We start from the raw sequence: 24119 nt of genomic DNA on the forward strand, positions 1-24119 counted from the left end.
CGGCCGCGGACCGCAAAGGATCGCTGACAAAGTTGGTGCCGGTTGTATTGTCACACCGTCAACAGAAAACCTGCATTGCAAAAAACACCGGGCATCCGGATAATCGCTGTCTTCTTCCTGCAAAAGTCCCCCCAATATTGCCGCCGGTTGTTGCCGATATTTGGCCTGAAAACCAAACAACCTTCAACACGTCGGCCTGCAAAATTTCATGCACCAGCCCCTGGGGGTGGTTGGCTCTCGCGCGCAAAGCGGCGTTTCTCGCGAGGAGGATCAATCCGGTTGCAAAATTCGGTGTGAACAAATCTCCGCTGAATTTCTCAACATGATGCCAGACCCCGGTTCCTCTGCCGGGCCCCTGACAGCCATGAGGTCGAACCTCTGCGTGGCTGATCGCCCGCCTCTCAATTTCAAGCTTTACTTCCATAAAGAAATTGATTATTCTTTCCCCGGGTTTTTGCACTTGCTGCACGGTTTTTTTCGGAGGTTTACCAGCCTGAGGTGGAGCCGCCCGTGCCGTTTACCATTCTTCATTTTTCCGACCTTCATCTCGATGCGGCGTTTGCCGGGAGCCGGCTGCCTGCGGAGATCGCCCGCCAGTGCCGCGAACAGTTGCGCTCAACACTGCGTGCCATCGTGGATCTCGCCAGGCAGCGCCAGGTCAATGCCGTGACGATTGCGGGAGATTTGTTCGAACGCGAGAAGCTCAATCCCGATACGGCGGCTTTTTTGGCGCAGGAATGCGAGCGCCTGGCGCCGATTCCCGTGTACATCGCGCCGGGAAATCACGATGCCGCGGATGCGGCCTCTCTTTATCAGCGTGGGCGCTGGCCGGAAAATGTGCGGATCGCCGTCAGCCATGCGCTCAGCGAGTGGCGCCTGACGGGGCCTTACAGCTTGTGGTCGGCGGCGCACCTGAGCCCGAGCGACCGCCACAATTTTTTGAGCGGTTTCGTCATGCCGGCGGGGGCCAGCGGGCGTCTTCCCATTCTCCTGCTGCATGCCAGTCTGGCGCCGGCAAATTTTGAAGGCAGCCGCAGCCATGCGCCGCTGACGCTCAACGATATCCGGGGAGCCGGCTTTGCGCTGGCGTTGCTCGGCCATTATCACACCCGCAAAGTCGTGCAGGAGGAGGGGGTGCTCGCGGTTTACTCCGGCAGCCCGGAGCCGCTGGGTTTTCAGGAGCCGGGCGAGCATGGTGTCACGCTCGTGCATTTGGAAGCGGCGCAAAAGCCGGTGCTGGAATTCATCGCGCTGGCGCGCTTGCATTTCGCAACGCTCGAGTTGAGCGTGACCGGCTGCCGCCATCGCGATCAGCTCATCGAACGGATTCTGGTGCTCGCCGGCGAAGGGCAGTATCGCGACAAACTCGTGCGGCTGCGTCTGACCGGTGAGGCGGCAGCGTCCCTGCGTCTGGAACTTGAGGCGATCACCCGGCGCGTCGAAAAGAGTTTCGGCTTCCTCTATCTGGAAAACGACACCCGGCCCGCCATTGACCTGAGCACGCTCGCCAGCGAGCCCACCGTGCGCGGAGCCTTTATTCGCGACATGCTGGCGGCGCTGGAGCAGGCGCAGGAAGCGGAGCAGCGTGCCCTTTATCAGGAGGCGCTGGACTACGGCATGCAGGCCTTTGAACATGATGACATCACCCTGCGATGAAACTCATTGAACTTCATCTCAAAGCATTCGGCTGTTTGAGCAGCCGCGATTTTCACTTTCAACCGCAGATGAATGTCATCTTTGGCCCGAATGAAGCGGGCAAGTCGACCTTGCAGCAGGCGATCGTGGCCCTGCTCTACGGTTTTTACGACAACCAGCGTGCCCTGGCGCGCGAGCGCGAATCTCATGCCCGTTTTCGACCCTGGCGCAACGGCACCGACTATGCCGGCAGTCTGCATTACCAACTGGCGGACGGCACCCGGCTGATCGTGCAGCGCGATTTCTCCGGTGACGAGGTCACCACGCAGGTGTTCGACGCGGTCACCGGCGAAGACATCACCAGCCGCTACAGCCGCGGCCGGCATGGCCGTGTCGATTTTATGGAGAAGCAGGCCGGCATGTCGCGCGAGGTTTTTCTGGCCACGGCCTGCATCGGGCAGGGTGCGCTGCGCAACCTGCAGGCGCGCGAGTCCACCGCCGTATCGGATGCCCTTCTGCGGCTGCTCGACTCCGCGGTGACGGAAACCTCGGCGGAGCGCGCGCTCGAACGCCTGGAGCTGAAGATGCGGGAACTGGGCAGCGATCGCTCGCAAAAGACGCTGCTCGCCATGGCGCGTGCCCGCCTGGAAGATCTCCATGAAACCCACGCGCTGCGCCTGGCCATGCAACGTGCGGTGCAGGAGGATTATGAGAAGATCGAGCGGCTCACGCTCGATCTCGACGAGCTGAATGCGCAAATCGCGGTGCTGGATCGCCAGCTTCTGCTCACCCGGAGGGAATTGCTGCGCCAGCGGCGGCAGCGCTGGCAGCGCAATGAGGAACAGCGCGCCCGCCTCATCGCCGAAATCGCCGAGCTGGCGCTGTTCGAGAATTTTCCCATGGAGCGCAAAGAGGAGTTTTTCAAACTGCGCGATGAATTCCTCTATCTCGAACGCCACCTGGCCAATCTCGCCGGCGAAGCCAACGATGTCGAATTGCGCCTGATGGCACTGGCGGAAAAAAGCAAGGCGATGCAACCGCTGGAAAAACTCTGGGAGAAACACTCGCTCGAAGATTTTCGCGTGCTTTGCCGGCGCTGGCAGGACAAGTACCACGAATCCATCGAAGCCGGCAACCGCGCCAGCGATGCCGATCAGGCGCTGGCGCGCGCCGGATTGAAGGAGGAAGACCGCCTGGCGCTCGCCAACATGAGCGACAGCGATCTGGAAAACTACAAGGCGCTGGAAACCAGGGTGCAACAATCGGACGAGGAAGTCACGCGAATTCGCAAAGAACACGACCTGTTTCATCGCAATGTCGCCTATTGGCGCCGGGTGCTGGCCTTTGCGGGATTGGTGGCGGGCATTTGCATGCTCTATGTCGCAGTCTCCACCAGCAGCACCAGTTTCGATTTTTCCAACATGCTGGTGTTTGGCCTGAGTGTGATCATTTTGATCATCGTGATCGTGGTCAACGTGCAATGGAACAGCCGCAGCCGCAGTCTCAATTTCAACCTGGTGAGCGTCGAGGAAAAATACATGGCCAATCGTGACGAGTTTCACAGCCTGCAGCTCCGTTTCGGGATCGAAACCGTCGCCGATCTGGCCCAGCGCCGCGCCCAATATCAGGCGCTGGCCGGCTTCAAACAGGTTCATCACAAGCTGGAACTCGAACGCAAAAAAATCGAGGACGACTTGCAGCCCTGGATGGCGGCACTCGGCATCAGTTATGTCGGCCCGGACTCCCTGCCGGTGGCTGAGAAGAATCTCGAGGAGAGCCACCGTCTGTGGAGCGAAGCCAGGGCGCTGCGCCAGCGCCGTGACGAGCTTTTGAAGCAGCAGGCGGAAAGCTCTGCCAACCTCGCCAAAACCCGCTGGCTGCTCGAGGAATTGTTGCAACTGGCCCACATCGACGAGCCGGTGGGGGAAAAGGCTTTTCAAATCTTTCTGGCGAACTGCCAGAAGCGCGAATATCTCGAGACGCTGCGGCTGCAGGAACAACAGGCCGCCACGCTCAGCCGGGAAATTCTCGAGGGCGAAACCGTCGAGGCCATCAACGCGCAAATCGCCCAGCTCGAAGCGCAGCTCGCGACGCTGCCGCCGGCCGCCGCCAGGGAGGTGGAAGTTTCAGCAGCGGGTTTGACGGCGCTGCGTGAAAAGCGCGAGCGTCTCCAGGCTGAAAGGAACAATTTGCAGCAGTTGATGGCAACCACCAGGGAGCGCATCGCGGCGCGGCTGCAGGGCCAGCCGCCGCTTGCGGAGTTGGAGGAGGAAATCGCGCTGGTCGAAGCCGACGTCGCCCGTTTCGAACGCGCCCGCCGTGCCCTCGAACTCGCCCATGAAACCCTGACGCAGGCCGCCCAGCGGCTGCATCGCGATTTTGCCCCGCGTCTCAATGAGTTCCTCAGCCAGCATGTGCAAAGGCTGACCAAGGGCAGATATATGACCGCGCTGGTCGATCCCTCCACGTTTGCGGTGCGGGTGCTGCCGAACCAGTATGAAGCACCGGTCGATCTCGAGAAGTTGAGTTTCGGCACGCGCGAGCAGATCTATTTGCTGCTGCGCGCGGCAGTGGTTGCATTGTTCGCCAAAAGCGGTGAAACCATGCCGCTCCTGCTCGATGATCCGCTGGCGCACGCCGATGAAAGCCGCTTGCGCGCCGCGCTGGCGATCTTTGCCGAACTGGCGGAATCCCACCAGATTTTCTATTTCACCAAGGATATTCAGGTGGTGAATTATTTCCGCGCCCGTCATGGGGCGGAGGCCATCATCACGATTTGAATCTTCTGTCGCGGAGCGTGCAGCGCCAGCCTGCGGCCGCGACTGCCCGCCAGTCCTTTTCCATCCCGCCGACAAAATAAAAAGGCCCGAATCAGATGATTCAGGCCTTTTTGGCTGTGAGGGGGAGCCAGATCTATGTCAATCGCCACACGGCGTTCCGATGAAGCCGAAAAAGAAAGCATCCGGTCAACCGTGATGGGCGGCGAGCGTCATGCTCTCCGCAGTAAGGAGGAAGTCATGTCACGTTTGGTTAACAGCCACGGTTTTAAGCCGGATGCCAAGTTCCCTTGCACCAACTCTCCTGTCAGCGGCAAGAATCACTTTGGCTTTTCGAATTGCAACCGCCATGCCAGTGTTGCGCCAGAGGGGCGCGCCACCCGGCGGGGTTTGGAATCCTGTTCTTAACCTGTATGATTGCAGGGGCTTGTTGATTCCCCGGCATGGCGGCGCCTGCGCTGCGTCTCGGCGAGGGAGAGCGGCCCTGGCAGGGGAATCTTACAGAAGCGAATTACAAAAACGGAGGATGAGACAGTCACTTGATCCACAAAATGGTAATGCCGGCATTGGCCTGGCCGAGATCGGGGTCATCAATTTGTCCGCATTCCTCCCGCATCTCCTGCGTGTCGTCGTCAAAGATGCTGTAGTCCTCGCCATAGATCACGGCCCGGAAGTGACGTTGGAAGCGATAGGCCCAATCCCGCACGGTTTCGCGGGTCGCGCCGCCCCGGCCGTGGCTGCCATAGCCGTGCACGATTTTCAATGCCCGATATTCCTTTGAGCCGCGGATTTCGGAAAGCAGGTGGTTCAACTCTGCTTCGACTTTGTCGGGATGGCGTGGCGGATGGCCAAGATCCACTGTGCGCACGTAATTCCTGGTGGTTTGCCTCATGTCAGGCTCCCCGCGTTTGCGTGACACCAGCGCGCCGTCGTTTCAAGGGCTGGCTGTGCCGTTGCCACCTGCGGTGGGGGCGGCCGGCTTGCGATAGGGCACGAGCTTGCCGAATTTGCGCACGACTTTTTGATCGGTGATCATATCGATGCGAACGATTTTGCAACCTGCCGGCAGCGTGTGAGTGATCATCAGCGCGAGAGCCAGGGTGGGATAAAAACGCAGGCCGCTCTTTTCCCGGCGTTTGCGATAACACAGCAAACCGGCCTGGCCGTTGACCTCGATGACCGTGGTGGCATGTGGTGCCAGACCGACTTCGAACAGGCGGTTGAATTGCACGGCGATGGCCTCCGGGCCGTGAAAGGAGCCGATCGCCGGGATCACCAGAGCGGCCTGTTGATCCAGCAGGTCCGTGAGTTGCAAGGGGTTGGTTTGCACCAGTGCGCGCGCCAGCCGGCGCATGATTCCCGCCACCCGGGGATGGTTGGGCAGGAGGGGATGGCGCGGCAGCTTGCTTTGCGCCGCCTGAATGGTCTGGCGTGCGAGTGTGAGCTGCTCCCGCGTTTGTTCGGTGCTGAGCTGCAGGGCGCTTGCCGCCTGGGCCTCGCTGGCGCCGAGAATGTCCGTCAGCAGGTAGAGGGCGCGCGTCTCCGGCGCCAGCAGATGCAGGACGTTCACAAACACCAAAGACAAACTTTCGTAGGTCGCCACAGTGCGCTGCGGTGAGGCCTCGATCAAGTCGATTTCTGCCAGCGGCGTCTTGTTGGTGAGCAGCGGTTCGACCGCAGCGCGGGCGGGTGCACTGGCATCCGTCGTGCCGTTCTCCCCGGCAGGCTGCTGGATGGCGGCATGAATGGCCTGCAGGCTGGCAGTAACTGCACACCGGTGAACCAGCGCCTGCCAGGTCTCCTCCGGCCCATTGGCGGCCACGCCCTCGACGATGCTGATCAGCGCCTCCTGGGCAGCATCCTCGGCGTCCTCCAGATTGCCGATGAGGCGGTAGCATGTGGTCACGACTTGCGGCCGCAACCGCTCCAGCAAGCGATCCAGCGAGGCACGGTTGCCCTGTTTGGCCAGAAGGAAATCATCCTGCAGCCGGCTGACTGCCTCGAAGTGATTCATAAGTTGGATTCCTGCTCAATAAAATCGCGGGCGAATATAGGCATATTCCTTTTGTGAAGGCAAGACAAAAAACAAAAGCCCCGTAATCCCCCTGGTAACAGGTGGGGTGGCACAGGCCTCCCCGCCTGCAGACAAGCGGTCAGCATTCCATCCCCACACGCAACGGAGGCATTACAAAGCCCTTGAGAATGCCGGGGAGATTCTTTATGTTTCAGCCCGCTTGTCGCTGCGCAGCCCGCCGCGGGCTGTTCAACACTTTGTACCCGCATCTCATGCGTCTGCCATGGAAAGCCGCGTGCCCCTGACTACAGCGCGCCTGCACTGCCGCCTCTTTATCACCGGGGGCAGCGGTTATCTCGGCCGTCATTTGGTTCCGCAGTTGCAGCAACGCGGTCATGCCGTGCGGGCACTGGTGCGGCCCGGCGCGCAGGGCAGGCTGCCGGCAGGTTGTGAGACGGTTGTCGGCGATGCCCTCCGGGCAAACTCGTTTGGCGCGTGCGTGCCGCCGGCAGACACGTTCGTCCATCTTGTGGGTGTTCCTCGTCCCGGGCCGGCAAAAGCACGGCTGTTTCGCACGGTTGATTTGGCTTCGGTGCAGGCTGCGGTGACTGCCGCGTGCACCAGCGGCATTGCGCACCTGGTCTACGTCAGCGTGGCACAACCGGCGCCTGTGATGCAGGCCTACGTGCGGGTGCGCGCGGAGTGCGAAGCTCTGATCCGCGGCAGCGGGTTGAACGCGACCCTCATCCGGCCCTGGTACGTTCTTGGCCCCGGCCATCGCTGGCCACATCTGTTGCAACCATTCTACTGGCTGGGGGAGCGGTGGTCCGCCACGCGCGACACGGCGCGCCGGCTGGGGCTGGTCACGCTTACGCAAATGATCGCGGCGCTGGTGCATGCCGTCGAACATCCGCCCACCGGCATTCGTGTGATGGAAGTGCCGGAGATTCGAAAAATGACACTGTGATGGTGATCGTCCACTGTGGCCAACCGCTGGCATGACTGGCTGCACCGTCTGTGCGAATCCCGGCACCTGAACCAAATCCTGGCGAAAGTCCTCCATGTGGCGTTCCCTGTTGTTCCTCATTGCTGCTTTTGCCCTGCTGCTCATGTTGCTCCGGCTGTTCGAGCGCCATTTCGTTTTCTTCCCCCGCCCCCATCCCCGCGGCTTCTGGCAACCGGAACGATTCGGCCTGTCCGTGCAGGACGCTTATTTCACCACCGCTGAGGGTGCCACGCTGCACGGCTGGTTCGTGCCGCATCCGGCGCCGGTGGCCAGCCTGCTGATGGCGCATGGCAATGCCGGCAACCTCAGCGATCGCGTCGAATGGCTCGTGCGGCTGCAGCGGCAGGTTCCCGCCCATTTGTTCATGTTCGATTATCGCGGCTATGGCCGCAGCACCGGCTCACCTTCCGAGGAGAACTGCTATCGTGACGCCGAAGCGGCGTATGACTGGCTGCACCAGCATGTGCCGGGTTTGCCGATTATCGCCCACGGCCACTCGCTGGGCAGCGCGGTGGTGATCGAACTCGCCGGCCGCCGTCCTCTGACGGGCCTGATCATCGAGGCCGGTTTCACCGACGCGGCAGACATGGCGCGCCTGATGTTTGGCGGGCTGCCGATGGGCTGGCTCACCAGCATGAAATGGGCGAGCCGGGAAAAAGTCGCGCAGCTCACCCTGCCCAAGCTGTTCCTGCATGGCGATCGCGATGAGGTGGTCCCGTATTCGCTGGGTCAAAAACTTTTCGCGGCCGCCGCGCACCCCAAACATTTCGTCACGCTCACCGGCGTGGATCACAACGACTCTTTCCTTGCCGGCGGCGAAAACTATTATCGTGTCCTGCGGGATTTCGTACAGCAATGCGCGGCACAAGCTTCGTCCACCGTGGTGAAAGGGGCGCCGTGACACAGATTCCCGGCTCTTCACCATTGCCGGCTGTGCTGCCGCGGCGGCGTGTGTATGCCGTGCTGGCGCTCGGCGTGCTGGCCGTGTCCTTCTCCGCAATTTTCGTGCGTTGGTGTGAAGCGCCGGCGCTGGCCATTGCCTTTTACCGCTTGTTCTTCGCTTCCGCCTTTCTGATTTTGTCCACACGCGGCAAAGCCTGGCGTGCCCGGCAGACGCTGTCGCTGCCGGCGGCGGCGTGGGCGGTGCTGTCGGGCGTCATGCTCGCCGGGCATTTCGTCACGTGGATCGCCTCCCTCTCCCACACTTCCGTGGCGAGCTCCACGGTGCTGGTTGCCACTTTGCCCGTTTTTGTGACGCTGGGTGCCGTGTTCGTTTTGCGGGAACGGCTGCGGCCTCTGCTTGCCGGCGGTTTGCTGCTTGCAATGATCGGCGTCCTCATCATTGCGCTGTGTGACGGTCAGGCTGGCAGGGACTCGCTGCGCGGTGATCTTCTGGCGCTGGCCGGCGCGCTTTTCGGCAGCGTTTACTTTCTCATCGGCCGGCGGCTGCGTCAGAGCATGCCCACCAGGGTGTATGTCACCCTGTGCTATTCGACCGCTGCGCTGGTTGTGCTGCTGGCTGCGCTCCTGCTGCGGGTGCCGCTGTTGTCCTATTCCTGGCAAACCTTCGGTTTGTTCATGTTGATTGCGCTGGTTCCGCAAATCATGGGGCACACGAGTTTCAACTGGGCCTTGCGCCATCTTTCGGCGCCCACGGTGGCGGTTGCCCTGCTGGGTGAGCCGGTCGGGGCGAGCCTGCTCGCCTGGCTGTTGTTGGGGGAGAAAGTCGCGGGCTGGACGATGCTGGGCGGGTTGCTCACGCTGGCTGGCGTCACACTGGCTATTTATGGCGAGCCGAGGTCGTGATGAAACGCATTCTGCTGGCAGCCAATCCTCATGCCGGCCTGGGCCGGGGTCGGAAAGTCCTGGCGCGGTCGTTGCGCATCCTGCAACAGCGCGGTGTCGCTGCCGAAGTGCTGATTTCGGAATGCGAAGGTCACCTGCTGCGCGCCCTGCCCCGGCGTTTGCTGGAAGGCTGGGATCAAATCGTCGCCCTGGGCGGCGACGGCACGCTGTTTCAAGTGATCAATTGCTGCCTGCAGCAACCGGGATTCGATACGCCGCTGGCGCTCATTCCCGCGGGCACCGGCAACTCCTTTGCGCGCGAGCTGGCCGGCGCCGCGCTGCCCGCCGCCTGGGAGGGAATTCTGTCCGGTGAACCCACGCGCATCGATGTGTTGCACTGTCTGCCGCAAACCCCTGCGCCGGATTTTCCCGCGGGGTATTACTGCCTCACTGCACTGGGGCTGGGCTTCGTCTCCGACGTCACCCGCAACGCGCTGCACTTCAAGCGCTTCGGCGTCCTGGCCTATGTCCTGGCTGTCATGAAAAGCCTGGCCAAACTGACCGCCGCGCATTTGCGCCTGCAACTTGACGGCCGGCTGATCGAGCGCGAAGGCGTGTTTGTCATCGTGTGCAATTCGCGCTTCGCCGGCGGCCTGATGAAGATTGCACCCGGCGCCCGGCTCGACGACGGCTTGATGGAGGTGCTGGTGTTGCACAAGGTGAATCGCCGCACCTTGCTGCGCGCCTTTCCCTCGGTGTTCAAAGGCACGCACGTGCATCATCCCAACCTTGAAATCTTCAGCGGCCGCAGCCTGCAGATCGCAGCGGAACCGGTGCAAGTTCTCACGCCTGACGGCGAAGTGGCCGGCTGCACGCCGGTGAGCGTAACGATTCAACCCCAAAAACTGCCATTTCTGTTATGATCGATCTCGTGTTCCTGGGCACCGGCTCGGCACTGCCAAACGCGCGGCGCAATCTCTCCGCGGTGGCGCTGGTACGCCAGGGTGAAATCTTTCTCTTCGATTGCGGCGAGGCAACTCAGATTCAATTCCGCCGTGCCGGCCTCAAACCCGGGAGGCTGCGCGGTATTTTCATCTCCCATTTCCACGGTGATCATCTTTTCGGCCTGCCGGGTTTGCTCACCAGTTTGAAGATGCTGGGCTGCCAGCAGGAGATTCATCTCTTCGGCCCCCACGGCCTGGCGTCCTACATCGAATTTCACCGCCGGCTGTGTGGCTTCGAGTTGAGCTTTCCACTCACGATTTATGAAATCACGGAGAACAGCCGGCGGGTGATCTGGCAGGCCGCGGATTATCATGTCGAATGGCAGCCGTTGCAGCATCGGCTGTTCACGGCGGGTTATGCGCTGGTGGAGGCCGATCGTCCGGGCAAGTTCGATGAACAACGCGCCGACGCGCTCGGTGTGCCTTTCGGCCCGGAGCGCGGCCGCCTGCAGGCCGGCGAGCGCATCGTCCTGGCAAACGGCAAAATCATCACTCCCGCGGAAGTGATTGGCCCGCCGCGGCCGGGGGTGAAAATTGCGTATTGTGTCGACACCTCGCCCTGCCCCGGTGAAGAATTGCTGGCGCAGGATGCCGATGCCTTGATTGCCGATGCGACTTTTCCCGCGCAGGAACGGGAATGGGCACAGCAAACCGGGCATTCGACTGCCGCCGAAGCCGGCGCGCTGGCACAACGCTGCGGGGTTCGCCACCTCTTTCTCACCCACTTCAGCGGCACCTTGAGCCACGCGGATTTGTCCGCAATGGTCGAAGAAGCGCGCACTTTCCTGCCGCAGGTCACCGCCGCCACCGATCTGGCGCGTTTCACGATTTTGCCCCGCGCCTGAGCTGTCGCGGCGGTTTGCGGCACGCCGGCAGCCCCCGCCTGGCCTTCTCCTCAATCGCCCAACTCTTCCGGATGAAATGTGATTTGGGGCAGCGGTTCCGGCAGGCTGGCCAGCGTCGGCGGGCTGGCGTGATAGGGTTGCACGCTGCGCAACAAGGCCGCGACTTCCACCCCGCAGCAACGATCAGGCACCTGCGCGAGTTTTTGCATGCCCTTGTGAAGCTGGCTTTGCATGCCCTTCAGGTTGTGCATGCGGTAATGATAGAAGCCGGTGGCGATATTGACCAGGCCGTGAAAAAGATTGCGCTCCACCGGCGTGCGCGCATCCAGCCACAACTCCTCCAGCTCGTCATGCGCTTCGAAAAAATACTCACGATTGAAGAGGTCGATGCCACGAGCCAGGCGCGCGCGCAGGTTTGTGAGGAAGCGGTTGGTCAAGGCTGTTTGCTCCTGTATTCATGCGGGTTTCATGGTGATTCTGCCGAGCCGCAAGCCCTCGAAGAGTCCATCCCCCACTGCCGTTGTCCTGCAGGGATCCGGTGAAGCAGCGCGCGGCCTCTTTTCGGATTTCAATCTGGATGAAAATCCGGCGCAGCGCCTCAATGCAGCAGCACCATCTTTTTGCTGGCTGTGAATGCCGCGGTCTGAATGCGATACAAATACACACCGGCACGCAGCAGATTGCCCTCCTGATCGTGGGCATCCCACACCACGGTGTGCTCGCCGGCGGACTGGGTTTCGTCCAGGATCCGCTCGATGAGGCGGCCGGCGAGATCATAAACCACCAAACTCACCCGTCCGGCACGCGGCAGACGATAGGTTATTGTGGTGCTGGGATTGAAAGGGTTGGGATAGTTCTGGCTGAGTGCAAAAGCCAGCGGGGATTCCGTCAGGGTTGTTATGCCGCTGGCCTGCCGGCTGTATTTGTACACCAGACGACCAACGGCATAGCCCAGGGTGTCGCCTAAAAAGCGAAAGCGATTGACCCGTGCGCCAAAGCCGGCGGATTGCCAGGTTGCGCCACCGTCGCGGGTTTCGTAGGTGGGCTGGCTGCTGTTGCCCCCAATCCAGCCGTGCTGTTCATCGATGAAGCCGATGCCCTGCACAAAGTAATAATCTGGCGAAAACAGTTTTTCCTGCCAGGTGCGGCCGCCGTCACTGGTTTTGAGAAAGTAAATCGGCGCCAGGCTGTTGCGCTGCAAGGACACGTAGCCGGTGCGGCGGGTGGGGAAGGAAATTTTCCAGCACCATTCGCCGGTGCGGCTGGTGGTGAAGCGTTTCTCCCAGGTGGCGCCGCCATCGCTGGTGAAGAGAATGACGCCGCTGGAGTTGTCATGAGTGACATTGGTCAGGCCGACAGCGAGGCCGGTGTCCGGATGAAAAAAGTAGACATCGATCAAGCCGGCGGCGTGCGCACTCATGTCCCGGGCCTGCCAGGTGCGGCCGCGATCGGTGCTGCGTGCAAACGCCGCCGGGCCGCGCACCCGGCCGACGGCGCACATCACCGAATCATTCACCACGTGCATGCCGCACAGACCGCGCGGACGGTGGCCAACGAAGGCGGTCACCGGCGTCCAGTGCAGGCCGCCATCATCGGTGTGATAAAGCACCGTGCTGTCGGTGGCGCCGAATTCTCCGGGCCCGACATTGCCCGCCCAGCCGTGCTGCGCATCGAGAAATCCAATGGAGCGGAAGTGCGCGGTGCTGCGCTCGAATTGTTTCTGCCAGGTGGCCCCCCCGTTGTCGGTGCGGTAGATTTGGCCCGAGCCGTTGACGATCCAGCCGGTCACGGCCGTCACGAAGTAAACGTCATTGTAGCGTGTCAGAACCGGGACGGAGCCGAGCGTTTGCCAGGTTTGGCCAATTGCGATTTGACTCAAGCCTGCCAGCAGCCCCGCCACTGCAAAGAGCCTCCTTTGCAACACGGTTTGCCTCCTTTACTGCTTTGCAAATGACACCGCGAGTGGCGAACAGACAGCCAGGAGACAGGCACTTTTGGCATTTTTGCTTTTGCCGAAAAATTTCTGGCCTCCTCCTTTTGCGGGTGGTTCCGTTCCACCCGGGCACGCCAAAACGAAGCGCGGGCTTCACCGCCTCGCCTGCGCCAGGTTTGCAAAACATTCAACCCGGCGAAGGCGGCGGCGGTCGGGAGGTCAAGGCACGGTCATTTTACCAACCGCCCTCGCCCGTTGCGCGCAAGATCATCACCATGGCAACCCGCCGGCTCACCTGAAAAAATGCCCATCGGCGGTTGCCTGATGAGCTGGTGTAATGATGCCATGCCGATGGCTCGGCGCACACCACCGGGCAGTCTGGTGCCCGCAAGCTCAGGGCGTCATGGCCGGTGTAGTACTCACCGCTTTGAACGCATTCAAAATCCCGCCGGTGACCATCTTGCCTTGCAGGCTGGTCTGGACATCGACCGAGTTCATCAGGTGCTGCTTCAACTGCAAATTGGTGAGACCGGGAAATTGTGCCAACACCAGCGCCGCGATGCCGCTCACGTGCGGGGTTGCCATCGAAGTGCCGGAGAGCGATTGATAGCTGTTGTTGGGGGCGGTACTGAGAATCTCCTTGCCGGGCGCGGCCAGGTCCACGCTGTTCCGGCCAAAATTGGACCCGGGAGTGGGCAGCACATTGCCCACGCAGCCGCAGATGCCGCCCCCGCCGCCGCCCGAACCGAACACCGCGAGGTTGCCCTTGTTGTCAATCGCCGCCACCGCCAGGACGTTGTCCACTTCGTAGTTCGAGGGATAGTTGGGCGTGACGTCGTTGTCCTTGCCGTCATTGCCGGCGGCCGCGACAAAGAGCGCGCCCTGTTGATTGGCAAACTTGATGGCGTCTTCCAGCGCCTGGGAGCGGCCGCCCCCGCCCCAACTGTTGTTCATCACGTGGGCGCCAAAGCGCGCGGCATAGGTGATCGCCTCCACGGCATCCGAGAGGCTGCCGGAGCCGCCGCTGCCGAGGAATTTCAAGGGCATGATGCGGACATTCCAGTTGACGCCCACCACGCCCGCACCGTTGTTGCCGACTGCGCCGATCGTGCCCGCCACATGCGTGCCGTGGAGATTGTCATCGAAGGGATCGTTGTCGCGATTGACGAAATCCCAGCCGCGCCAGTCGTCGATGTAGCCGTTGTTGTCATCGTCGATGCCGTTGCCGCTGCGGGGATCATTGGGATCGGCCCACGGGTCTTCGCCGGGGTTGGTCCACATGTTGGCGCTGAGATCGGGATGCCGGTAGTCCACGCCCGTATCAATCACCGCCACCAGCACCTCGGCGCTGCCTTTCTGCACTTCCCACGCTTCGACGGCATCGATGTCGGCATCCGCGGTGCCGCCGTTCTGGCCGGTGTTGTGCAAGCCCCAAAGCTGGCCAAACTGCGGATCATTGGGAATCTCGCTGGCATAGTAGAGATAATTGGGCTCCGCGTAGACCACGCCCGGACGGCTTTGCAGCTCTTCGACCAGGGCGTTGACTTCCTTGCCGGTGGTGTCGCGCACCACGAAGATGTCTCCCGGCCCGAGCGGCTTGGAAGAGGGCATGGCCGCCATCACCCCGGGGTCACTGACTTTGACTACGACTTCACCGGGAACGAACAACGGTCGTTGCTCCTGCCGGGCCGTTTGTCCGCTAAAGATCATTGCCAGCAGCAACAGGCCCAACAGGCTCCACCATTTCTTCATGAAAATCCTCCACAATGGGGAATGATGATTGTGCCGGCGCCAGCCCAATGGATTCATTGAATGGCACCGGCGCTTGGAATAATAAGCGGGGGAGGGCATAAATCCGGTGACAGCAGACAGGCCGGCGGTTCGCAAAACCGGCGGGCTGGCCGGCTGGAAGGTTCGCCGTGACACGCCGCATTTTGCGCCGGAAAAACGCTCACGACCGCAAAGATTTTGCAGTGCCGATCTCCTGCCTGCATGGGGCGGCAGGCAAGACTCCTGCGTCAGGGCCGCTCAGGAATGCGATATTCGAGATTCGGTTCCGCGTATTCCACCAGGGGATGGGCGCGGCAGCGGGCCAACACCTGATCGAGGGATTGTCCGGCCGGCAGACGATAAACGCGCACCCCGATCGCCGGCAAGTTGCGCACTTGCTCCAGGCCCAGGGCCGCCGCGAAAGCCTGCACGGAATCGGCGAGCGCCGTTGGTTTGAACTTGATCAAAACCTCCGCGGGCTGGGCAGCCGCGGTGTTCGGGGCGGCAGCTTCACGCTGTTGCTCGGCCTGTTTGCAGGGCTGCGAAACTGTGGCAGCCAGGGCGGCAATCAGGAGTGCAATGATGAATTTCATGGCTCTTGCAGCACGGGGCAGAGAGAGTTGCCGGGTCTCTGCCGGATCGCATGACGCCGGTGGCTGCGGACGGTTGGAGGCAGCGCCGGTCAACGAGCGGCAACCGGCTGCAAAGTAGCACTCTCTTTTCGCGATGTCAACCGGAATTTATCCCGCTCCGCCTGCCGGGCATCGCATCTTCTCCTGCCGTGCCGGCGGCAGGCGCCGGCTCATTGCCAGGAGGCGCGCAGAATGGCAAGCTGTTTGGCCTGCAGCAGCGTCTGCTGACGAAAGATGATCACCCCGCCGGCCGGGGCCTCCAGAGCATGCAGCACCGCCGCGCTGAATTCGTCATCCGGCACATTGTGGCCGCTGCCGAGATCGGTTTGGATGATGGGCCATACCGGTTTGTTGGTTTCGCTTGCGGTGTATTGCACGAACTGCGAAATCCACTCCACCGGCCGGCCGCACAGTTCATGATAAAGCATGGGTGAGAAAACATCGAAATGGCTGCTGAGACGGCGATAATCCTGGCCCAACACATTGGTGATTGCGCGGCCATATTCTTCGCGCTGCCAGGGCACGGCAAACAGGCCCATGATCACGCCCGGCTTTTTGGCGATGGTCTCCTGCGCCTGCCGGGCAAAATCAGCGATGACCGCGGTTTTGTAGAGCATCCATTCGCGGCGGTGGTGGGTGAGAATCCAGTTGGCCCGGGCAGCGAGCAGACCGGCTTTGGCACCGGCCGGCCCGTCGGTGCTCGTATCCATTGGCAGGTTTTCCGGAATCACCAGGCCGCTGCGGCGTTCGAAATCCGCCAGCGTCGAATCGCAGAAGCAGGTTTCCAGCAACTCGGGGTTGGGTGTTTCCCAGTGTCCGCTGAAGCGCAGAAAGTCGAGCCAGATGCCGTCGAAACCGGCATCGCGTTTTTGTGCAATCTGACGCAGCAGGCGCGGCCAAAAGCTGCGTTGTGTGGGGCAAATGCCGTTGCCGGGCTCTGCCGCCACGCGATTGCCCTGGCGGTCCACCGGGCGGAGTTGAGGATGGCGCCGCCACAGCACGCTGCTCCCGAAGACATTCACCGTGGTGTAGATTTTGACGCCGATGGCCTTGAGCGTCTGGTGCAGCTCCGGCGCAATCGTGTCCACAAACACGGCGTTGATGTTGTTTTGATAAAGCGCGGCCGCGGTTTCTTTGGGCGTGCCGGCGAACGGCCCCTCCGGCGTGAAGCCCCACAAGGCATGGATTTGTGTCTGTGCCCGGGCTGCCGGGTGCGGGCCGCCGCATAAAGTCAGGGTGAGCAGAAAGAGGAGGTAGCGTTTCATGTTGAGTAGCACCGATGAAGGATCCGCATGACTGTCGGGTCTTTGTATCGCAAGATTGCCCGCGAGGCAAGCAACAAGGCCCGGCTTGGCCGCACGCATCCATCCGCGGGCAAACCGGGCACGACACCAAAGGCAGGCAAGGTTGGTCACCCTCCACGTTTTCAAGGTGGCGATGCCTCCGGGCAGAAGCGACGCCGCACACCACCCGGCTCTCAGGCGAGCGCCTCCGCGAGTATTTCGATCACATGCTGCGCCCGGCGGCCGGTGGCATGTTCGATTTGATGCCGGCAACTGAAGCCATTGGCCACCACGCGATGTTGTGCGGGCAGCGCCCTGATTGCGGGAAACAGGCGCAGACCGCCGATTTGCAGGGAGAGCGCGTAATGTTCCTTCTCATAGCCGAACGCGCCCGCCATGCCGCAACAGCCGGAATCCACCTCGGTGACGTTGCAACCCGCCGCCTGCGCGAGCGCGGCTTTCGAAGTCTCCGTGCCGAACAATGCCTTGTGATGGCAGTGGCCGTGATAGAGAATGTCTTGCTGCAGCGGTTTGAAGGCAGTCCGGACCTGGTTGTGCCGGAGATGCTGCAGCACGAAATCCTCGATCAGCAGAAACTGTCCGGCCACTCTTTGCGCTTTGTCGGGCTCGCGCACCAGGTCGGGATAGTCCTCCTTCACCGCCGACACGCAGCTCGGTTCGCAACCGACGATCGTCAAACCCTGCTCGACAAACCGCGCGAGCCGGTCGACGACTGCTTCCGCGCGCGGCCGCGCGGCACGCAACATGCCGTTGGAAATGAGCGGCCGGCCGCAGCAGCCGGCATTGGCCAGCACCACACGATAGCCCAGGGCCTCCAGGACTCTGACCGCTGCTTTGCCGATGTCAGGCTCGTGGTAAGAAAGAAATGTATCATTGAAGAGCACGACTTGCGGACGCCGGTGGTAATTATCATCCGGGATTTTGCGACGCTGGAACCAGCGGCCAAAGCTTTCCGCGGCATAAAGCGGCAGCACGCGGCGACGGTCGATGCCCAGCACCCTTTCCAAAAAACGGCGCAGGGTGCGGCTCTGCAGCAGGCAGTTGCTCAGGCCGGGAAAGAGCGTGCCGAGACGGCCAAGCACCTCCGGCCGTGCGAACAAATGCACGCGCAGCGGCGTGCCATGCTCGTCATAGTAATGCGCCAGAAACTCGTATTTCAATTTGGCAACATCGACATTGGACGGGCATTCCGCCTTGCAGCCCTTGCAGGCCAGGCACAGATCGAACACCTGCTTCAGCCGCGCGGTGGTGAAGCGTTCGGGCGAGATCGCCCCGGTGAGCGCGGCGCGCAGGGCATTGGCGCGGCCGCGGGTGGAGTGTTCCTCGTCGCGCGTTGCCATGTAGGAGGGGCACATGGTGCCACCCAGGGTTTTGCGGCAGGCCCCCACACCGGTGCACATTTCGACGGCGCGGTCAAAACCACCATCCGCTTGAAAGTGAAAGTGCGTGTACAGCGGCCGGGTGTGATAGTGCGGGCCAATGCGCAAATTCTCCGCAATGTCCTGCGCGTCTACGATCTTGCCGGGGTTGAAGCGATTGTGCGGATCGAAGGCGGCTTTGACTTCGCGAAACGCCTGATAGAGTCGGGGGCCGAAGAAGACGGGATTGTGAAAGCTGCGTACCAGACCGTCGCCGTGTTCGCCGCTCATCATGCCGCCATAGTGCATCACCCGCGCCAGCACCTGTTGGGAAATGCTGCGCATCAGGCGCACGTCCTCGGCTTGCTTGAGATTGATGATCGGTCGCACGTGCAACAGCCCGACACTGGCGTGGGCATAAAGCGAGACTTCCCGGCCGTGGCGGTGCACGATGTCGATCACCTCGCGGATGTAATCCGGCAGCACCGCCACCGGCACCGCGGCATCCTCGATGAACGGCAGCGGCTTGAAATCGCCCTTCATGCCCAGCATCAATCCCAGGCCGGCCTTGCGCAGGCTCCACACCGTGTTTTGTTCCGCGCTGCCCAGCGCGCGGGTGCAGGCGTAGGCGCGATGCTGCCGCTGCAACTCGCCGCCCAGCCTGTCGAGTTTGGGCAGGATTTCGTCGGGGTGCTCGCCAAAAAATTCGATCACCAGCATGGCCTGCGGGCTGCCCTGCACGAAGGCCGCCGCGCGCTTGCGCTGCTCGAGGTTTTGCGCCGCCAGGCTGAGAATGAGATGATCGAGCAATTCCACCGCTGCCGGTTGATACTCCAAAATGGCGGCGGTGGCACGCAGGGCGTCGAAGAGATCATGAAAATGCGCGAGCAACAGCGCCGTGGCCTTGGGCAGCGGCGCCAGGCGCACTTTGGCCGCGGTGATGAAAGCGAGTGTGCCCTCCGAACCGCACAGAAGTTTGGCGAGATTCCACTCGCTTTGATCGAGCAACTCGTCGAGCGCGTAGCCGCCGGCGCGGCGCATCACCCTGGGAAAGCGTGCCCGAATTTCATCGGCATGGGTGTGCACGATACGCTTCATCTCGCGATAAATCCGGCCTTCGAGATCCGGCTGCCGGCCTTTCGCCGCGCAAGCCGCCGGGGACAGGGCCGCAAACTCCACCGCGCTGCCGTCGGAGAGCACGGCCTCCAGCGCCAGCACCTGATCGACGGTCTTGCCGTAGCGGATCGAATGCGCACCGGAGGAATTGTTGGCGATCATGCCGCCCACCGTGGCGCGATTGGAAGTGGCGACATCCGGTGTGAAATGCAGACCGCTGGCTTTGAGCTGCTCGTTCAGGTTGTCGCGCACGATCCCCGGTTCCACCTGCACCCACTGTTCCTCCAGGTTGCATGCCAGAACCCGTGTCAGGTATTTGGAGCAATCGACCACCAGCGCCTGCCCGACCGCCTGCCCGGCGAGGCTGGTGCCGCCGCCCCGCGGCAGAATGGCCACCTCGTATTTGAGCGCGGTGCGAATCGCCTGAATCGCCTCCTCGCGATCGCGCGGCAAAACCACACCCACCGGCCTGATTTGATACAGGCTCGCATCCGTGCTGTAAAGATAGCGCGTCACCTCGTCGAACAAAACCTCACCCCGCAGTTTGCGCTTCAATTCGGCTTCCAATTTGACGGCGTCGGAGATTTTCATTTTCCACGCTTGGAATGTTTGCTGCGAAAGGAAATTGGTCGCGGGGTAATTGTCATGCGCGCTCGCACATCAAGCACGATGACAACGTTGCGCAGGCCTCCTGTCTGCCTGCGGAGAGCCTCCGCAGGATCGCAAGAGAACGCCACGGTCAAACCGTGGCGGAACAGCTACTCTTTGCAAAGCCCCTGCGGCTTCACGTCCTGCGTGTTTTGGCCATTGGATTTTATCACTGCGAAAAAGTTGGCCGGATTGGGTCGACGGCCTGTGCTGCGGTATTTTCGTGTCAAGTATTCTGTGCCCGCTGAAAACGTTCCAACCTCGGCGGAACCGGGGTTTCCAACACGCCGGAAGTATGAAAACCCTGGAGTGCTCAGGCCACGGCCGGGCCATTGCCGGTGCATTTTCTCACAAGCCCGCGATTTCGGTGTGACACTGTGCGGCCACTCGCGGCAATCCCCGGCCGCGCGGTTTTTCGCATGACCGGATTTTTGCAACGCGCGGAATATACACTTTCGGCGGGCGGGATCAAAGCAGGAAGTATGCGGCCGGCAGCAGGGAACCACATGACGATGGAAGGACGCGCCATGACAGCACAACCCTGCGGCGCACGCAGGGTCCCGGCAGCAGGGCCGCGCCAGGGCCTTTACAGCAGGTATCCCCGCGCCAATTCGCGATACTGCCCCACCTGCCGGGCCTGCCAGTCTGCATCGCGGCCCAGCTCTTCCGCCAGCAACCGGGCCACGGCCGGCGCGGCAGCCATGCTCGCGGCGGCATCCAGCAGCAGCGCGCGCGTGCGCCGCGCCAGAACATCGCTCACGCTGCGCGCCATTTCCTGCCGCGCCGCCCACACGACCTCCACAGCACGGTAGGGCAGATTGGGGTGCAACGGCACGGCCAGCTCTTCCTGCGCCGCCATCAACTCCTGCAGCGCAGCGGCCTCGGAGCCGTAGACCGACCAGTGCGATTGACTGTCCACTTGCGCCTGCCAGCCGTGCAAGCGCAGGCTGTGCGTGGGGGAAGCCTGCTCCGGCAAACCCGCCATCTTCGCAGCTTGATCAATGGTATCCTGCGCCATTTTGCGGTAGATGGTCCACTTGCCGCCGGTGATGGTGAGCAAACCGGAGGGCGAGAGGATCAGGCTGTGATCGCGTGACAGCGCCGCGGTGGCGGTGGTCTCGTGGGATTTGACCAGGGGACGCAAACCGGCAAACACGCTCAACACGTCTGCCGGTGTCGGATCTTTCGTGAGGTAGCGCGCGGCGTGTGTGAGCAGAAATTCCACTTCGGCCGCCAGCGGCCGCGGCTCCAGTTGAATTTCCGTGACCGGGGTGTCGGTGGTGCCGACCAGCGTGCGATGGTGCCAGGGAATGGCGAACAGCACACGGCCATCGTCGGTGTGCGGCACCATGATGGCATGGTCGCTGGGCAGAAACCGGCGGTCGAGCACGAGGTGAACGCCCTGGCTCGGCGCGATCAACGGAGACGCGTGCGGATCGTCCATCTGCCGGATGGCATCACAAAACACGCCGGTGGCGTTGATTACGACGCGTGCGGGCAAGTCGAAACGCTCGCCGCTTTCCGTGTCCTGCGCGGCCACCCCGGTCACCAGACCGCCGGCTTTCAACAGTGCGGTGACTTTGACATAGTTCACCACGGTGGCGCCCAGTCCGGCGGCGGTTTGCGCCAGGCAGATGGCCAGTCGGGCATCATCGAACTGGCCGTCATAGTAGATCACGCCGCCACGCAGGCCCTTTGGCTCGAGCGTGGGAATGCGCTGCAAGGTGTCTTCGCGCGAGAGATTTTGTGAAGGGCCCAATCCCAATTTGCCGGCGAGCATGTCGTACAGCTTCAGGCCGATGCCATAGAACGGCCCCTCCCACCAATCATACAGGGGCACCACGAAGGCGAGATGATGCACGAGATGCGGCGCATTCTGCCGCAGCAGGCCGCGCTCATGCAGGGCCTCCAGCACCAGCGCGAGATTGCCCTGCTTGAGATAGCGCACACCGCCGTGAATCAATTTGGTGCTGCGGCTGGAGGTGCCCTGTGCGAAATCGCCCTGCTCCAACAACAGCGTGCGATACCCCCGCGCCGCCGCCTCCACCGCACAGCCCAGGCCGGTGGCGCCGCCGCCGATGATGATCACGTCCCACCGGCCGGTGGATCGCAACTGCTGCAACATCTCGGGGCGATTCATGTTTCCTCCTCGGGGCCTCGTCTGTCCGGCGGCGGCGGATGAGCAGCATCACTGCGTTCGCGGGGTGCCGGACGAGGCGGTGCTTCCGGTTGCCATGCTGCAAGCCCCCGTTCTGAAATGATTCACTGCGTGCGGGTGCGGTCAACTGCGGGGGATGACTCCTGCAGCGTGAGCGGCGGTGAAGTTCACTTTCTCCATCCCGGAAAAGGCTGCAGCGCCAGCGCACAGTCAAAGCGTTTGCCCGGGCCCCGGAAAAATTCCAAAAGCCTGCGCGACAAATTGAACCCGGCTCATCCTCAATTCTCAGAATTCTGTCAGAATCGACACCGCGGGTCAGAGGGTGGCGAAAATCGTCTCCAACTGTTCGATGCCGGACTGCAGCAGAAAGCCGGGGTTGCGGCCATAGCTTTTCACGCCGACGACGAAGAGATTCGGCTCGCCGCTGAACAAATCCTGTGGCGCAACGTTGATGCGCGCCAGGCAGTCGGTGACGTTGGTGAGCGCGTGGTAAAGCCCGCGCACGCCTTCGGAAACGCTGGAGAATTCTGCCGTGGTTTCGCGCAGGATTTCGAGATTGGGGCGATAGCCGGTGAGCGAAATCACCTCGTCGACTTCCACTTCCTCCGTGCTTTTCCCAACCTTGAGTGTTACGCGCAGCGCGGCCTGTGCTGTCTGTAACGCCTCCACGGTGGTGCGCCGCAGCACACGCAGTTGCGGCGGCGGATTCTGTGCCAGCGCATTGGCCGCACTGACGATCGTGGCGCGCTCGGTGAGCGGATCCTCCGCCACTTCCGCCACCGGCCGGGTGCGATCGGAGCGCACTGCCCACAGCACGCGTGTTTGCGGCGCTTCCTGGAGCAATTCATTCAAAGCCACGATGGTGTTGGCCGCGGAATGGCCGTGACCGAGCAGCAAAATGCGTTTGCCCGCGAACCGGCCGGCTAGTTGTTTGACATCAGGAGGCCGGCGCAGAATGCGACCGTGACCGCGCCGTTCGCCGGGCGCGGGCATGCCGCCCGCGCCGCTCCAATTGGCCTGGCCGAAAACGCCACTGGCATCGAAAACATAATCGGCCTGGTAAGTCTGCTCCCGGCCCTCGGCATCCTCCGCCAGGATGCGAAAGCTGCGCTCGGCACGCAAGGGGTGATGGGGCAGGCCGGTTTTTCCCAGCCCCGCGCGTGTCACCGCGACAACACGGCGGCCGGTTTGAATGCACTGGCGCAGCGGCTCGGTTTGGGCCAGGGGTTCCAGCACGGTTTGCACGAATTCGTTTCCAGTTTGAAGCGTCTCCGCGGCGGGCAGGCGGTCACGCAGCCGCGCCTGCACGCGGGGCGAGATGTTCATGCGCAGCGGGGAAAACATGCGAATATGGCCCCATTGCCGGATGTGCTCACCGACACGCCCGGCTTCCAGCACCGTGGTGTGAATGCCGCGCTCGAGCAAACGCAGGGCGGTTTCCAGGCCGATTGGCCCGGCGCCGATCACCAGCGCGTGTTTTTGATTCGTGTATGATGGCATCATGCAACTCGCAAGCGTGATTGATATTCCGTCAGCAATCGGGAACCTCTGCGAAAATCTTCCGGCAACGGCGCGGGCGGTGCCTCGAAAATTCCCGGGAATCTCCCCACGCCTTCCGCAGGGTGAGCGACCCCGGCACAGCCGGGGTCGCAACATAGCCGCACCGCCATGCCTTTGTGGAAGACCGGCAGGTTGAGCGGCGTCATGGTTGACTGGATCCTGTCAGAATAAAAGCGCAGACTTTGCCGCGCCGGCACCGCATGGCGCCCGCTGCCCATCCTACTCCTCGCGCGCCTGTACGTTCAAGGATTGAATATGATGCACCAGCGAAGCGCCGGCGCGCAGGGAAGCGCCGACGTGCACGGCCTCGGCCATTTGCTCCGGCGTGGCGCCTTCCTTGATCGCGCCGGTGGTCCAGGCATCGATGCAATAGGGGCATTGCAGCACATGCGCCACCGACAACGCAATGAGCGCCTTGGTCTTTTTGTCGAGCGCGCCGTCTTGATGACAGGTATTGTACCAGTCCAACCACATTTTGAACAATTTCGGTGAAGGGCCTGCAACTTCGCCGAAACGCGCCAAATCTTCGCTCAAGTAATAGCTGGGCATCTTGCTCTCCTGTGAAATGAATGGA

20 protein-coding genes are annotated in these 24119 nt (G+C 62.0%); 8 read left to right on the forward strand and 12 right to left on the reverse strand.

All coding sequences use genetic code 11. The features are described from left to right. Positions 1-58 precede the first annotated feature (58 nt). Positions 59-469 carry a hypothetical protein gene (locus tag ONB52_18890; GenBank protein MDZ7418196.1) on the reverse strand — a complete coding sequence of 137 codons (411 nt, stop codon included), beginning with the start codon at positions 467-469 and terminating at the stop codon, positions 59-61. 41 nt (positions 470-510) lie between these two features. Between ONB52_18890 and ONB52_18895 the strand changes: the two genes are divergently transcribed. The 3 genes from ONB52_18895 (at position 511) to ONB52_18905 (ending at position 4820) form a co-directional block, all read left to right on the forward strand. Then, positions 511-1656 (forward strand): DNA repair exonuclease, encoded by a 1146-nt coding sequence (locus ONB52_18895; protein MDZ7418197.1) that lies wholly within the window; start codon positions 511-513, stop codon positions 1654-1656. Then, positions 1653-4415, forward strand: coding sequence for an AAA family ATPase (locus ONB52_18900; GenBank protein ID MDZ7418198.1), 2763 nt, complete (start codon positions 1653-1655; stop codon positions 4413-4415). Before ONB52_18895 ends, ONB52_18900 begins: the two co-directional genes overlap by 4 nt. A 135-nt stretch (positions 4416-4550) precedes the next feature. After that, a complete protein-coding gene (locus ONB52_18905) occupies positions 4551-4820 on the forward strand; it encodes a hypothetical protein (protein ID MDZ7418199.1) in 270 nt (89 codons plus the stop codon). A 127-nt stretch (positions 4821-4947) separates the two neighbouring features. On the opposite strand, the gene ONB52_18910 is transcribed toward ONB52_18905, so the two are convergent. After that, on the reverse strand, positions 4948-5304 hold the full coding sequence (locus ONB52_18910; protein ID MDZ7418200.1) for a hypothetical protein: 357 nt from the start codon (positions 5302-5304) through the stop codon (positions 4948-4950). A gap of 42 nt (positions 5305-5346) precedes the next feature. Next, entirely contained in the window at positions 5347-6426 is a 1080-nt protein-coding gene (locus ONB52_18915) for a hypothetical protein (protein ID MDZ7418201.1), read from the reverse strand. Between the two features lie 295 nt (positions 6427-6721). Between ONB52_18915 and ONB52_18920 the strand changes: the two genes are divergently transcribed. The 5 genes from ONB52_18920 to rnz all read left to right on the forward strand — a co-directional run bounded on the left by ONB52_18920 (position 6722) and on the right by rnz (position 11066). After that, entirely contained in the window at positions 6722-7393 is a 672-nt protein-coding gene (locus ONB52_18920; GenBank protein ID MDZ7418202.1) for an NAD(P)H-binding protein, read from the forward strand. A gap of 94 nt (positions 7394-7487) precedes the next feature. Further along, complete coding sequence (locus tag ONB52_18925; GenBank protein MDZ7418203.1) at positions 7488-8333, forward strand: alpha/beta hydrolase; 846 nt, start codon at positions 7488-7490, stop codon at positions 8331-8333. After that, a complete protein-coding gene (locus ONB52_18930; protein ID MDZ7418204.1) occupies positions 8330-9238 on the forward strand; it encodes a DMT family transporter in 909 nt (302 codons plus the stop codon). Before ONB52_18925 ends, ONB52_18930 begins: the two co-directional genes overlap by 4 nt. Next, positions 9238-10140 carry a diacylglycerol kinase family lipid kinase gene (locus ONB52_18935; GenBank protein MDZ7418205.1) on the forward strand — a complete coding sequence of 301 codons (903 nt, stop codon included), beginning with the start codon at positions 9238-9240 and terminating at the stop codon, positions 10138-10140. The genes ONB52_18930 and ONB52_18935 overlap by 1 nt, the downstream gene beginning before the upstream one ends. Beyond that, complete coding sequence (gene rnz, locus ONB52_18940; protein ID MDZ7418206.1) at positions 10137-11066, forward strand: ribonuclease Z; 930 nt, start codon at positions 10137-10139, stop codon at positions 11064-11066. Before ONB52_18935 ends, rnz begins: the two co-directional genes overlap by 4 nt. Positions 11067-11116: 50 nt before the next feature. Here the strand turns inward: rnz and ONB52_18945 are convergent, their stop codons facing one another. The 9 genes from ONB52_18945 to ONB52_18985 all read right to left on the reverse strand — a co-directional run bounded on the left by ONB52_18945 (position 11117) and on the right by ONB52_18985 (position 24094). Further along, complete coding sequence (locus ONB52_18945) at positions 11117-11503, reverse strand: DUF309 domain-containing protein (protein ID MDZ7418207.1); 387 nt, start codon at positions 11501-11503, stop codon at positions 11117-11119. A gap of 161 nt (positions 11504-11664) precedes the next feature. Then, a complete protein-coding gene (locus ONB52_18950) occupies positions 11665-12990 on the reverse strand; it encodes a T9SS type A sorting domain-containing protein (protein ID MDZ7418208.1) in 1326 nt (441 codons plus the stop codon). 402 nt (positions 12991-13392) lie between these two features. After that, entirely contained in the window at positions 13393-14751 is a 1359-nt protein-coding gene (locus tag ONB52_18955; protein ID MDZ7418209.1) for a S8 family serine peptidase, read from the reverse strand. A gap of 266 nt (positions 14752-15017) precedes the next feature. Next, complete coding sequence (locus ONB52_18960) at positions 15018-15362, reverse strand: hypothetical protein (protein ID MDZ7418210.1); 345 nt, start codon at positions 15360-15362, stop codon at positions 15018-15020. Positions 15363-15571: 209 nt separating this feature from the next. Further along, positions 15572-16666 (reverse strand): putative glycoside hydrolase, encoded by a 1095-nt coding sequence (locus tag ONB52_18965; GenBank protein MDZ7418211.1) that lies wholly within the window; start codon positions 16664-16666, stop codon positions 15572-15574. Positions 16667-16878: 212 nt separating this feature from the next. After that, the gene (locus ONB52_18970; protein ID MDZ7418212.1) at positions 16879-19770 is read right to left on the reverse strand and encodes an FAD-binding protein; all 2892 of its coding nucleotides are present in this window, start codon (positions 19768-19770) and stop codon (positions 16879-16881) included. Positions 19771-20413: 643 nt separating this feature from the next. Then, the gene (locus ONB52_18975) at positions 20414-21967 is read right to left on the reverse strand and encodes a glycerol-3-phosphate dehydrogenase/oxidase (protein MDZ7418213.1); all 1554 of its coding nucleotides are present in this window, start codon (positions 21965-21967) and stop codon (positions 20414-20416) included. 333 nt (positions 21968-22300) lie between these two features. After that, positions 22301-23488, reverse strand: a complete 1188-nt coding sequence (locus tag ONB52_18980) for an NAD(P)/FAD-dependent oxidoreductase (GenBank protein MDZ7418214.1) — start codon at positions 23486-23488, stop codon at positions 22301-22303. A gap of 276 nt (positions 23489-23764) precedes the next feature. After that, entirely contained in the window at positions 23765-24094 is a 330-nt protein-coding gene (locus tag ONB52_18985; GenBank protein ID MDZ7418215.1) for an arsenosugar biosynthesis-associated peroxidase-like protein, read from the reverse strand. Between the last annotated feature and the right edge of the window lie 25 nt (positions 24095-24119).

It is taken from the genome of candidate division KSB1 bacterium, assembly GCA_034506255.1.
GTDB lineage: Bacteria > Zhuqueibacterota > Zhuqueibacteria > Zhuqueibacterales > Zhuqueibacteraceae > Coneutiohabitans > Coneutiohabitans thermophilus.